Consider the following 13,008-nt stretch of genomic DNA (forward strand, 5'->3'; position numbering starts at 1 on the left):
GTAAAAGTGCTTTCTTAAAAGTTTAATAGCTTTTACCTGTCTCATTATAACTATATGGGTTAAAATACCTACATAACCAACTAACAAGATAGTGAATGTCAAACCAAGATCCAAATCTCAGTCGAGAACAAGAAAAGTACGAAAACCCAGTCCCTAGTCGTGAGTTTATACTTACTCACCTTCAAGAGCGTTCAAAGCCTGCTAACTACGCGCAATTATGTGAAGAACTAGCAGTAAACGATGACGAACGCCAAATAGCATTTAAACGCCGCCTTCGCGCTATGGAGCGTGACGGACAGCTGTATTTCAATAAATTTAAATGCTACGCCCTAATTGACGAAGCCGGTTTAACCAAAGGCAAAGTAATAGGCCACAGAGACGGTTTCGGCTTTTTAGAAGTTGAAGGCGAGAGTAAAGATTGGTTTATTGCTAAGCACCAAATGAATATAGTGTTACATGGCGACATTGTACTAGCTAAAGGCACTAAACGTGGTTCTGGCTCAAAATGCGATGCACGTATTATAAAAGTGCTTACTAACGAGCGCGCGCCAATTGTTGGCCGTTACTTTGTTGAGCACGGTGTTGCTGTTGTAGTCGCTGAAGACCCGCGCATAACGCAAGATATAATGATTTTACCAGGCAACGAAAACGGTGCCCGCCATAACCAAATGGTGCAGGTTAAAATTACGCAAAACCCAAGCCGTAACATGAACGCGGTAGGTAAAGTTATAGATGTACTTGGTGAGCATTTAGCCCCAGGTATGGAAATTGAAGTTGCACTGCGCAATCACGATATTCCACATGTATGGCCAGAAGAAGTTGAAGCACAAGTTGCTCATCTAGGTGAATTTGTTGAAGAAGCTGACAAACAAGGTCGCGTAGATTTACGTGATTTACCACTTGTAACTATTGATGGCGAAGATGCACGCGACTTTGATGACGCCGTATATTGTGAACCTAAAAAATCAGGTGGCTGGCGCTTATGGGTTGCCATTGCTGATGTATCGCATTACGTAGGAATGAACACGCCGCTTAACAAAGAAGCAATTTTGCGTGGTAACTCAGTGTATTTTCCTGAGCAAGTAATTCCGATGCTACCAAAAGTGCTTTCTAACGGATTATGTTCGCTTAATCCAAAAGTAGATCGCTTATGTATGGTTGCCGAAATGACCGTGTCGAGCGCGGGTAAACTTTCGGGCTATAAGTTTTACGAAGCGATAATGAACTCGCATGCACGTTTAACTTACACCAAAGTAAATGCCATTTTACAAAACGACGAAAAACTACGCGAAGAATACTCAGCCGTAGTGCCACATTTAACTGACTTACAGCAAATGTATATGGCACTTAAAGCTGCACGCCAAGACCGTGGTGCCATTGAGTTTGAAACCCTAGAAACACGTTTTGTATTTAACGCTCAGCGTAAAATAGAATCAATAGTGCCTGTTATTCGTAACGATGCGCACAAACTAATTGAAGAATGTATGATTTTAGCCAACGTATCGGCGGCTAAAATTCTTGAAAAGCACGAAGCAAGCGCGCTTTATCGTGTGCATGACGAACCAGACAGCGAAAAGCTAGGTAACTTTACTAAGTTTTTAGGCGAGTTAGGTATCGAAAGCACATTAAGCGACGAGCCAACACCAAAAGAAATAACCCAAGTATTAGCGCGACTAGGTGACCGCCCAGAAGCCGAACTAATTCAAACTATGCTACTGCGTTCAATGAAACAAGCTGTATATCAGCCAGATAACATTGGTCACTTTGGTTTAGCGTTATCGGCTTATGCGCACTTTACATCGCCAATACGTCGTTACCCAGATTTAGTAGTACATCGTGCTATTAAAGCAGTTATAAAAGCACAAGGTCAGCAAACGTCTGGCGAATACGCTTATACCGACGACGAAGTTGATCAACTAGGTGAGCAGTGTTCTACCACAGAGCGCCGCGCCGATGATGCAACTCGCGAAGTTGCCGATTGGCTTAAATGTGAGTTTATGCAAGATCACGTAGGTGACGAGTTTGACGGTGTTATTTCATCGGTCACTAACTTTGGTTTGTTTATTCGTTTAGACGATTTACAAATTGATGGGCTTATTCATGTTACTAATTTAGGCGACGAGTTTTTTGCACATGACGCTGCAAAACACACCCTAATAGGTGAGCACTCGCACAAAGTTTATCGCCTTGGCGATAAAGTAACAGTAAAAGTTGCGTCGGTTAGTTTAGACGATCGCCGTATCAACTTAACGCTTAAAGGCGATGTTGCACAAGACAGATACTCACGTCGTCGTGCGCCAAAAAAAGGTTCAGGTAAATCTGAGCATGCGCCAGCAAGTGTGCGTTCGCAATTAAAAGCAGGCAAAGTACCGGGTAAAAAGTCGCACAGCGATGACAAACCAAAAGGTAAAAAAAAGCCAGCAAATAAAGATAAAGGCAAGCCTGCAAATAAGTCTGCAACTAAACCCGCAGATAAAAAAGCAGCAGACACTGCCGTAAAGAAAAAGCCGAAGAAGAAGGCAGTTAAAAAGCCTAAAAGAGCTGGCAAAAATGCCCGTAAAAGTACTAGCCCAGGAGCAGATAATACGTGAGTAATGAATTAATTTTTGGCTTTCACTCTGTTGAAGCAATTTTAGAAAGCGAGCCAGAGCGCTTTGTAGAAATTTACGCCCTTAAAGGTCGTGACGACAAACGCTCAACTCCGATTATTGATGAAGCACGTAAGTTTGGTATTTCAGTACAGTTTATGCAGCGTAAAGCCCTTGATAGCAAATCAAAGGGTGAGCAGCATCAAGGTATTATTGCCAACGTAAAAGCAGCGCCAACGTTTAACGAAAAAGATCTTGATGCAATAATCGCTCGTGAAGACACCCCGTTTTTACTTGTGCTTGATGGTATTACCGATCCGCATAACTTAGGCGCATGTCTACGTAGTGCAGACGCTGCAGGTGTTCACGCTATAATTGTACCTAAAGATCGCTCTGCCAAGCTTAACGGCACAGCACGTAAAGTAGCTTGTGGTGCAGCCGAAACAGTACCGCTAATTCAAGTGACTAACCTTGCACGTACGCTTCGCGAAATTAAAGATGCAGGCGTATGGGTTGTAGGCACTGCTGGCGAAACTGATAACCACGTATTTGATGCAAGCTTAACGGGGCCAATGGCTATTGTTATGGGCGCAGAAGGCGAGGGCATGCGACGCTTAACGCGTGAGCATTGCGATATGCTCGTTAAAATCCCAATGGCGGGTACTGTTTCAAGCTTAAACGTATCGGTAGCCACCGGTATTTGTTTGTTTGAAGTATTACGCCAACGTAACGCAAATAACTAATATATAAAACGATAAGTTTTATGTATTAAAAAGCCGAGATTGAAATTCAATCTCGGCTTTTTTGTGTCTGTAATTTACGCTTTAACTTTGTAAGCGCAGGTAAACGGTTTAATAACAAGGCAATAATTTAGATGTGTAGTGGTCTTACATAAAAAATTATTAACGCTGTTAGTGAACCATTTCTCCTATACAAAGCGCAGGTAAACGGTTTAATAACAAGGCAATAATTTAGATGTGTAGTGTTCTTACATAAAAAATTATTAACGCTGTTAGTGAACTATTTCTCCTATACAAAGCGCAGGTAAACGGTTTAATAACAAGGCAATAATTTAGATGTGTAGTGCTTTTACATAAAAAATTATTAACGCTGTTAGTGAACCGTTTAACCAGCTTTCAATTTAGAATGAGTAAGTGTAGCCCATCTGAAGGGTACGCGGCTTACCTGGTTGAATGCCACCGTTTGAACGGTTAGCAACGTATGTTTTATCAAACAAGTTATCAACGCTTAGGTATACTTTTTGATTTTCATCGATTAAGTATTTAGCAGCTAAATCCCATACTACGCGGCTATCAATTGCGTTTAAGCCCGACTGCGTTAAGTTAGCATGCGCATCAGATACGTAACGTATTTGGCTGTTAACTACAAACGCAGAAAACTCAGCACCTAACGATAACGCTACTTGGTTTTCTGGTACGTAAGGCATTGCATCGCCTTTTTCTACCGTGCCCCAAATTTCTGAATCAAAATCGTTTTTAAACTCAGAGTCTGTGTAGGTATACGTTAATTTAACTGGGAACATAGCTGTATCAGTTGCAAACGTACGTGCTGCACTAAATTCAAAGCCCGCTACTTCTACTTCACCGTAGTTGTATTGGTCGCCAATGTTGTCGTCGCTACAACCAACCGCTGCAGTACAGTTACCGTGCATGTTGCTGTAGTCAGAGTAAAACGCAATTACTTCACCGCTAAAGCCATCCATATTAAAGCGAGAGCCAAACTCAATGTTTACACTTTCTTCTTCTTCTTGGTCAGCATTACCAGGTGCTGCTGGTGCATAACCTTTTTGAATGCCCGCAAGTAGCGTTACGCTTTCGTTAAGCGTGTAAGTAGCACCTAGTGACGGCACTAAAATTTCAGTGTCGTTCGACACATCTTTAGTTAAACCGTTGCTGCGTGTTGGATCTGATTTAGACCACTCTTCACGCGTAATAGTAATGTCTTCATAACGAAGACCTGCACTTACTACTAATGCATCAATTGTCCACTCGTCTTGAATAAACAAGGTACTTGCTTCTGCGCTATCTACACGGTTGCTGTCAGAGCCCGGAACGCCTTGCTCTGTAAGTGTTAAGCTTAGGTCTTGATTAAGTGTGTATTTGTCTTCCCACTGAAAACGATCCATTTCGTCTTCGTGGTAACGTACGCCAACAGTCACGTAGTGATCGCCTGCAGGAATATGTAATTCAGACTGAATACCTTTAGCTTGGTAGTCGCGGTTATTAGCTTTAATACCAATACCTTCAATACCTTCGCTTGTCGGGTTTGCTTCAAATTCACTGTATTGCTCAAGGTAGCTTTCGCTTACTTTGCTGGCTTTATACCAGTTACGATGAAAATCGTTTAAGTAAGCCGTAGCTAAAAATTCATAGCCATCACCAAAACGGTACGCGTAGTTAAGTTGGTATGCGTTATGGCGAGTATTCATTTCATCGTTTTGCGATGCAGCATAACGACGGTAAGGACTTTCTTGATAGTCTTCGTCAGTTAAGCCCATGTATGTTTCGTCTGATGTTTCGTCAGAGTACTTAATTTTTAGCTCAAGATTATGCGCATCGTTTTGACCAAACGTATGGCCAAACTTTAATAGTAAATCTGTTTTTTCAAAGCCGGTGTTGTCATTACCTACTGGCAGCTCTTTAAAGCCTTCTGCGCCGTAAGTAAATACTTCAATTAAGCCTGCTGTGTTGTTTTTTTCTTTACCGAAGTAAGCGTGACCTTTGTAATAACCATCACCACCAAGGGCTGCATCTACCATACCTTTTGAGCTATTTGGCTCCGTAGGTAAGCTGCGCGAAAGTAAGTTTAAAACACCGCCCGTAGTACGCGGGCCATACTTAACTGATGCCGCGCCTTTTAATACTTCAATAGACTCCATACGACCCGTAGTAGGGAAGTAGTAAGCAGATGGTGCTGAATATGGTGCTGGTGCAACCAATACACCGTCTTCCATTACTGATATTTTATCGTTACGGCCAGTACCTGTACCGCGCATACCAATATTAGGACGAAGGCCGTAGCCGTCTTCTTCTTGCACGTAAACGCCCGGAACAGACGCTAAAACGCGAGAAATATCAGTAAATTTGAATTTTTGAAGTTCTTCATCAGAAATAAACGTAGCCGAACCAGGAATATCGTTAATTGCTTGTTCTGAGCCAATAACGGTAATTTGTTCAAAGCGTTGTTCTTTATCGCTGGTGTCTTTTGCTATTGCAGTAGCACTAAAAGACAAAGCAACCGCAGTTGCCAAAGTAGATACTAAAAACTTAGGGTTCATTGTGTTCCTAATCATGTCAATTATCTTAATTGGCGTAATTTGAACACGTTAACGAATACGAATCAATGTTATTAACTATTTAATTATTCAGTTTAATAGAACTAAAAACACCTGCTTATGCAACTTAATTAACTAAATTGTTTCTTTTGTATTATTTTGTATTATTTTACTAACTATAAAGGCTGAACGAATTATATATGCTACGTAAGCGCTAGCCCAAGCGTAGGGCTATAAATTCAGCGAGTTTATCTACTGCATTTTCCGACTCACCCGAACTTTTAACCAAGCTAATACCAATATTACCAAGAGCTGGTAAATGCTTGGTTTGAACCTGATAGTTAAGCTCACTCGGTACTGTACTTTTGGCAAGTACGGTAATACCTAAGCCTTCTTTTAATGCAGCTATAAGGCCGGTTAAATCGGCGTTGCTATAAACTATTCGGTATTTAATGCCTGCACTTTTTAATGCATCAGTAGCACGGCGACGATAAATACACCCCTCTGGTGCGGTAACTAGGGTAACCACCTCATTATGCGCAAGTGACAGGTCGCCCACCCACACAAGTTCGTCTTGCATAAAAATAGGAAACTTATCAGAGTTGAGTCGCTCATTTAGCGCAAGTACTAAATCAAACTGATCTTGGCGAGAAGCCGAAAGCAAATGCTTACTTAAACGCGACTTAACCTCTAACGACACCTCAGGGTAGAGCGCCACAAAGTCGCCAATAATTGAGGGTAAAATACGCGCTGCAAATTCGCTCGGAATACCCAAGCGCACTTTACCTGCAATGTTTTCTGAGGTGAACTGCTGCAAAATAGCATCGTTGTGTTGCATCATTTGTTTTGCCATAGGCAATAATAGCTCGCCGTACTGGTTTAATACTTGGCGCTGCCCTTGTTTTTTAAATAGTTTATAGCCAAGCACGTCTTCTAAGCGCTTTATTTGCAAACTTACAGCAGGTTGCGACAGGCCAAGTAAATCGCCTGCTTTAGCAAAGCCACCTATTTCAACTACCATTACAAAAGTACGTAAACCGTCTGTTGATATGTTTTTCATATTTAAAATTACAATTTATATAGCCATATATATAAGTATTATTTATCAATTGATAAATAATTACAATTTGTTGTTGATAGGCGTGGGCAATATACTTTTGTAATCGAAAATACACAGGTGTTTGTTATGACTTTTAACCCAATAATGTTTGCCCGCCACAGCAACGCAAGTAGTGCGGTTACTAACGCTTTGCAAACTAACAACAATCACGTTGTAATGGATTTTAGCGGCACCGAAACCAGTGTATTTTTAAGCACTATTTTAGGCCTTGATTTAACTAAGCTTACCGCCAGCGGTTTAGGCTTAAAAGGCACGCTTGATGGCGACTATAATTCTGACTACAGTTTTGCTGTTTATTACTTTAGCGAAACCGCCTTTAGATTCGTACTACCACACAACGCAAGCCTTCAACTACAAGCGCTTATAAACGAGCAGCAATTACGTTTTGATATTGATTATGTAGTACGCACGGACCTAGCAAGCTTTATTTTAAGTGGCGACAACGCATTTGATACCCTAGTTAATGCTTTTAAATTAACACCAGGTTTGCGCCTTTCTGATGCGCAACTTTGCTACGGTGCACAAAGCGGTGATGTATTTATTACCGCCATTGATAAAAACGACGAACAACACTTTGTATTAGTAGCTAAACAACAAGAATTACAAAAATGGCAAAGCTACATGCAAGCGCAAGGCTTTGCACTTATGCATAGTGAAGCCGCATAACGAATAAAAACAACAGGCGAGCATAACAATGTTTACCTGTTTTTATATCTATTTAAGCCACGCCCTAAACAGGGTTAATTTAAACGTGAAGGAATGTTATGACTTCTAAAACTGTACTACATGCTAAGCACCTAGAAGCGGGCGCAAAAATGGTTGATTTTCATGGCTGGGAAATGCCAATCAACTACGGCTCACAAATAGAAGAACACAATAGCGTACGTACCGATGCTGGTATGTTTGACGTATCACACATGACTATTGTTGATATTGAAGGGCCTCAAGCAAAAGCATTTTTACGTAAGCTAGTAGCTAACGACGTTGCAAAATTAACCGTACCAGGCAAAGCGCTTTACACCGGCATGCTTAACGAGCAAGGCGGTGTAATAGACGACTTAATTATTTATTTCTTTAGTGAAACGTTTTACCGCCTAGTTGTTAACTCAGCAACGCGCGAAAAAGACCTAGCGCATTTAGCTAACGTATCGAGCGACTTTGACGTAACTGTTACAGAGCGCCCAGAGTTTGCAATGATTGCAGTACAAGGCCCTAACGCTAAAGCAAAAACAGCCACTCTTTTAAATGCTGAGCAACAAGCCGCTGTTGAAGGTATGAAGCCGTTTTTTGGTGTTCAAGTAGGTGATTTATTTATTGCCACAACGGGTTATACTGGCGAAGACGGTTACGAAATAGTAGTACCGAACGACCAAGCAGCCGATTTATGGCAACAACTGCTAGACGCAGGTGTTAAGCCTGCTGGTTTAGGTGCACGCGACACGCTACGTTTAGAAGCAGGTATGAACCTTTACGGTCTAGATATGGACGAAAGCGTATCACCACTTGCAGCTAACATGGCATGGACCATTGCATGGGAACCAGAAGATCGTGACTTTATTGGCCGTGACGTACTTGTTAAGCAACGCGCAGAAAAAAGCACTGACAAACTAGTTGGCTTAGTGTTTGAAGAAAAAGGCGTTTTGCGTAGCGGTTCTAAAGTAATTGTTGATGGTGGTGAAGGTATTATTACTTCTGGTACTTTTTCACCAACACTTGGTTTTAGTGTAGCCCTTGCACGTGTACCACGTTCAACAGGCGATACAGCTCAAGTAGAAATGCGTAAAAAATTAGTAAACGTTAAAGTAGTAAAGCCTAGCTTTGTACGTAACGGTAAATCAATAATTTAAATAATTTGGTTATATCAATCAGTGTAATTACAGTGATTGATATCCTCCCAATATAAACCAAAGGACAAATAAAATGAGCAACATTCCTAGCGAGTTAAAATACGCACCTTCACACGAGTGGGTTCGCAGTGAAGGCGACGGTACATTTACTGTTGGTATTTCTGAGCATGCACAAGAACTTCTTGGCGACATGGTATTTGTTGAATTACCAGAAGTTGGCGACGAAGTAGACGCTGGCGAAGACTGTGCAGTAGCAGAGTCGGTTAAAGCAGCATCAGACATTTACGCACCTATCAGTGGCGAAATTGTTGCTATTAACGAAGAACTTGAAGACTCACCTGAAACAGTAAACAACGACGCTTACGGCGACGGTTGGTTATTCCGTATTAAAGCATCTGACGAGTCTGAGCTAGACAACTTATTAGACGCTGAAGGTTACTCGCACACTATCGACGAAGAATAATCATTTTTTGAAGATAACTAAAAGCCCCGTTTAATGTATAAAAATGGGGCTTTTATGATTTTACAGCGCACAACTCCATACTGAGTGAGCTGTTAAATCGTCAAATATTTTAATTAATGCTAGTTACCCATTAGCATTTAGGATCATAGGAATCTGGATTCATGTCAAACGCCAAATCTCTTGAAGAACTAGAGCAAAAGCAAGATTTTATTCGCCGCCATATTGGGCCAAGCCCAGCACAAGTAAGCGATATGCTAAGTGCTTTAGAAGTATCGAGTGTGCAAGAGCTCATTGACCAAACTGTACCGGCTAGCATTCGTCTAGAACAACCGCTAACAGTTGGCGAAAGCCGTACTGAAGTTGAAACACTAAGCTACCTAAAATCAGTAGCCAGCAAAAATAAAGTTTTCAAATCGTACATTGGCCAAGGCTACCACCCAACTAACGTACCGCACGTAATTTTACGTAACGTACTAGAAAATCCAGGTTGGTATACAGCGTACACACCGTATCAGCCAGAGATTGCTCAAGGGCGTTTAGAATCATTATTAAACTTCCAAACTATGACCCTAGATTTAACTGGTCTTGATTTAGCAAGTGCATCACTACTTGACGAATCAACAGCCGCTGCAGAGGCTATGGGCCTTGCAAAACGCGTATCAAAAGCTAAAAAAGCCAATGCCTTTTTTATTGCCGACGACGTACACACACAAACAATCGACGTAGTAACAACGCGTGCCGAGCAGTTTGGTTTTGAAATAATTGTAGGTAAAGCAGAAGATGCCGTAAATCACGACATTTTTGGCGCATTGTTCCAATACCCAACTACATCAGGCGAAGTGGTAGATATAACTGACCTAATTGCTGGCGTACAAAGCAAAAAGGCCATTGCCTGTGTTGCTGCCGACATAATGAGTTTATTACTATTAAAAGCACCGGGTAAACTAGGCGCAGACGTAGTACTTGGTTCGGCTCAACGTTTTGGCGTACCTATGGGTTACGGCGGTCCACACGCTGCATTTTTTGCAACACGTGACGCATACAAACGTTCATTACCAGGTCGTATTATTGGTGTATCTAAAGACCGTTTAGGTAACGACGCACTACGTATGGCAATGCAAACGCGCGAACAACATATTCGCCGCGACAAAGCCAACTCAAACATTTGTACAGCGCAGGTATTACTTGCCAACATGGCAGCGTTTTACGCGGTGTACCACGGCCCACAAGGCTTAAAAACTATCGCGCAGCGTATACATCGCTTTGCTGATATTTTAGCAAGTGGTCTTAAAGCTAAAGGCATCGCACTTAAGCACAGCACGTGGTTTGATACGCTAACAGTAGTAAGCGACAGCAAAAACGACGTAACAGCACGTGCAATTGCAAAAGGCGTAAACTTTGCTACAAACCACGAAGGCGAGTACTCAATTTCGGTATCAGAGACAACAACACGTGCCGATGTAGCTGAGTTATTCGATATTATTTTAGGCGAAGGCCATGGCCTAAGTGTTGACGCTATTGCAGCCGACGTTGAAGCAAATGGCAGCGAGTCAATTCCTGCAAGTTTAGTACGTGACGACGAAGTACTAACGCATCCAAACTTTAACAGCTACCATAGCGAAACAGACATGCTTCGCTACATTAAGCGACTAGAAAGCAAAGACTTATCGCTTAATCACTCAATGATCTCGTTAGGCTCATGTACCATGAAACTAAACGCGACCGCCGAGATGATCCCAATTACGTGGCCTGAGTTTGCAAACCTTCACCCATTCTGCCCGCTAGACCAAGCAGAAGGTTACCAAATAATGATTGGCGAGCTACACGACTGGCTAGTAAACATTACCGGTTACGATGCAGTATCACTACAGCCAAACTCTGGCGCACAAGGTGAATACGCAGGCTTAATCGCGATTCGTAAATACCACGAGTCACGCGGCGATGCACACCGTAATGTATGTTTAATCCCAAGCTCTGCGCACGGTACTAACCCTGCATCAGCGCAAATGGCGAGCATGAAAATTGTGGTAGTTAACTGCGACAAAAACGGTAACGTAGACATGGTTGACCTTAAAGCGAAAGCTGAGGAAGTGTCTGAAAACTTATCGTGCATCATGATTACATACCCGTCTACGCACGGCGTATACGAAGAAACAATTCGCGAAATTTGTGACATTATTCATGAGCACGGCGGCCAAGTTTACATGGACGGCGCAAACATGAACGCGCAAGTTGGCGTAACAAGCCCAGGCTTTATTGGCTCAGACGTATCGCACTTAAACTTGCATAAAACATTTTGTATTCCACACGGTGGCGGTGGTCCAGGTGTTGGCCCAATTGGTGTTAAATCGCACCTTGCGCCATTTATGCCAAACCATAGCGTAATTAACGTACCAGGTACTAACATTGGTAACGGTGCGGTATCGGCAGCGCCTTACGGCTCAGCCGCTATTTTACCTATTTCATGGGCTTACATCACCATGATGGGTTCAGAGGGCTTAAAACAAGCGACTGAAATGGCAATTGTTAATGCTAACTACTTAACGCATGAGCTAAGCAAGCACTTCCCAATTTTATACCGTGGTCGTAACAACCGTGTTGCTCACGAATGTATTGTTGACTTACGCCCACTTAAAGAGCTATCAGGCATTACTGAAATGGACGTAGCTAAGCGCCTGCAAGATTACGGCTTCCATTCACCAACTATGTCGTTCCCAGTAGCTGGCACATTAATGATTGAGCCAACTGAGTCTGAATCAAAAGGTGAGATTGACCGCTTTATCGAAGCAATGGTGTCAATTAAAGGCGAAATTGAAAAAGTAATCTCTGGCGAATGGTCAATCGAAAACAATCCGCTAGTGTTTGCACCGCATACACAAGGCGACGTATTAGGTAACGAATGGGACCGCGCGTACGACCGTTTTTACGCTGCATTCCCAGTGCCTGCAGTGGCTAAAAACAAGTTCTGGCCAACCGTTACACGTATTGATGACGTATACGGCGACCGTAACTTAGTATGTTCATGCCCAGCGGTTGAGACTTATCGCGACTAAGAGCAGAGACTGATTTTTGAACTTTAATGGGTAGTAAGTTCCATTATAGTCCGGGAATTTATCAAAATTATAAAAGCCGTTGCAGCGATGCAACGGCTTTTTTGTGTGTGGTGATTCGCCATTAATCATATGAACGTAGGTTGGGAAGAGTGAAACGAAACCCAGCAAATCCCAAATATACTTACTCGCTCAAAAGGCAGGAGTATATGTTATTTATCGTAGGCGTTTAGCTTGCTGGCGCGCGGGCGCCAGCCCAAAAGTTATAAATAACATTGTGCACTCGTAGCCTTTAGGCTACATTTGTTTAGCAAGTTGAATAAATTGGAGTAATTATTATGGCGCTACAAACATCAGATTTTAATCCGTTTGATTATATGGAAACACAGCAAGAAATTAATACATTTTTAGAAGAGTGTTTAGCTGATGATGATCCAAATACCTTTATTGAAGCACTTGGCTTATTAGTTAAAAAGCATGGCGTGAGTGATATTGCTAAAGCAACGGGATTAAACCGTGAAAGCTTATATAAAGCAGTTAACGGTAAAACCAAGCCTCGTTGGGAAACTATTTTTAAAGTGATGAAAGCACTTAACTTTCGCCTTACAACACAAGTTGCATAGGCTAGGTAGAGTGAAACGAAAC

9 protein-coding genes are annotated in these 13,008 nt (G+C 42.1%); 7 read left to right on the top strand and 2 right to left on the bottom strand.

All coding sequences use genetic code 11. From position 1 onward, the window contains the following. The first annotated feature begins 95 nt into the window (after positions 1 to 95). A complete protein-coding gene (gene rnr, locus L659_RS0108470; RefSeq protein WP_024590228.1) occupies positions 96 to 2,591 on the top strand; it encodes a ribonuclease R in 2,496 nt (831 codons plus the stop codon). Then, positions 2,588 to 3,331, top strand: a complete 744-nt coding sequence (rlmB, locus tag L659_RS0108475; RefSeq protein WP_007378377.1) for a 23S rRNA (guanosine(2251)-2'-O)-methyltransferase RlmB — start codon at positions 2,588 to 2,590, stop codon at positions 3,329 to 3,331. Before rnr ends, rlmB begins: the two co-directional genes overlap by 4 nt. 398 nt (positions 3,332 to 3,729) lie before the next feature. Here rlmB and L659_RS0108480 read toward each other — a convergent pair whose 3' ends face one another. After that, on the bottom strand, positions 3,730 to 5,886 hold the full coding sequence (locus L659_RS0108480; RefSeq protein ID WP_024590229.1) for a TonB-dependent receptor family protein: 2,157 nt from the start codon (positions 5,884 to 5,886) through the stop codon (positions 3,730 to 3,732). 211 nt (positions 5,887 to 6,097) lie between these two features. Further along, entirely contained in the window at positions 6,098 to 6,943 is an 846-nt protein-coding gene (locus L659_RS0108485) for a LysR family transcriptional regulator (protein WP_002958025.1), read from the bottom strand. Positions 6,944 to 7,069: 126 nt separating this feature from the next. Between L659_RS0108485 and L659_RS0108490 the strand changes: the two genes are divergently transcribed. The 5 genes from L659_RS0108490 (at position 7,070) to L659_RS0108510 (ending at position 12,986) form a co-directional block, all read left to right on the top strand. Then, positions 7,070 to 7,669 (top strand): hypothetical protein, encoded by a 600-nt coding sequence (locus L659_RS0108490; protein ID WP_002958026.1) that lies wholly within the window; start codon positions 7,070 to 7,072, stop codon positions 7,667 to 7,669. A 98-nt stretch (positions 7,670 to 7,767) separates the two neighbouring features. After that, on the top strand, positions 7,768 to 8,850 hold the full coding sequence (gene gcvT / locus L659_RS0108495; RefSeq protein ID WP_024590230.1) for a glycine cleavage system aminomethyltransferase GcvT: 1,083 nt from the start codon (positions 7,768 to 7,770) through the stop codon (positions 8,848 to 8,850). Positions 8,851 to 8,923: 73 nt separating this feature from the next. Beyond that, positions 8,924 to 9,313: a glycine cleavage system protein GcvH gene (gene gcvH / locus L659_RS0108500; RefSeq protein ID WP_024590231.1), complete on the top strand. Its 390-nt coding sequence runs from the start codon at positions 8,924 to 8,926 to the stop codon at positions 9,311 to 9,313. Between the two features lie 161 nt (positions 9,314 to 9,474). Beyond that, positions 9,475 to 12,366: an aminomethyl-transferring glycine dehydrogenase gene (gene gcvP, locus L659_RS0108505; RefSeq protein ID WP_007579948.1), complete on the top strand. Its 2,892-nt coding sequence runs from the start codon at positions 9,475 to 9,477 to the stop codon at positions 12,364 to 12,366. 335 nt (positions 12,367 to 12,701) lie between these two features. Continuing rightward, entirely contained in the window at positions 12,702 to 12,986 is a 285-nt protein-coding gene (locus L659_RS0108510) for an addiction module antidote protein (protein WP_007579952.1), read from the top strand. Positions 12,987 to 13,008: the final 22 nt, after the last annotated feature.

Origin of the sequence: Pseudoalteromonas sp. S8-8 (genome assembly GCF_000497875.1) — a bacterium.
Classification (GTDB): Bacteria; Pseudomonadota; Gammaproteobacteria; order Enterobacterales; family Alteromonadaceae; genus Pseudoalteromonas; species Pseudoalteromonas arctica.

Excerpts from the sequence above, each read along its gene's own strand:
- gcvT (WP_024590230.1), top strand. The coding sequence starts at position 7,768 with ATGACTTCTAAAACTGTACTACATGCTAAGCACCTAGAAGCGGGCGCA.
- gcvP (WP_007579948.1), top strand. The coding sequence starts at position 9,475 with ATGTCAAACGCCAAATCTCTTGAAGAACTAGAGCAAAAGCAAGATTTT.
- L659_RS0108480 (WP_024590229.1), bottom strand. The coding sequence starts at position 5,886 with ATGAACCCTAAGTTTTTAGTATCTACTTTGGCAACTGCGGTTGCTTTG.
- gcvH (WP_024590231.1), top strand. The coding sequence starts at position 8,924 with ATGAGCAACATTCCTAGCGAGTTAAAATACGCACCTTCACACGAGTGG.
- L659_RS0108510 (WP_007579952.1), top strand. The coding sequence starts at position 12,702 with ATGGCGCTACAAACATCAGATTTTAATCCGTTTGATTATATGGAAACA.
- L659_RS0108485 (WP_002958025.1), bottom strand. The coding sequence starts at position 6,943 with ATGAAAAACATATCAACAGACGGTTTACGTACTTTTGTAATGGTAGTT.
- rnr (WP_024590228.1), top strand. The coding sequence starts at position 96 with ATGTCAAACCAAGATCCAAATCTCAGTCGAGAACAAGAAAAGTACGAA.
- L659_RS0108490 (WP_002958026.1), top strand. The coding sequence starts at position 7,070 with ATGACTTTTAACCCAATAATGTTTGCCCGCCACAGCAACGCAAGTAGT.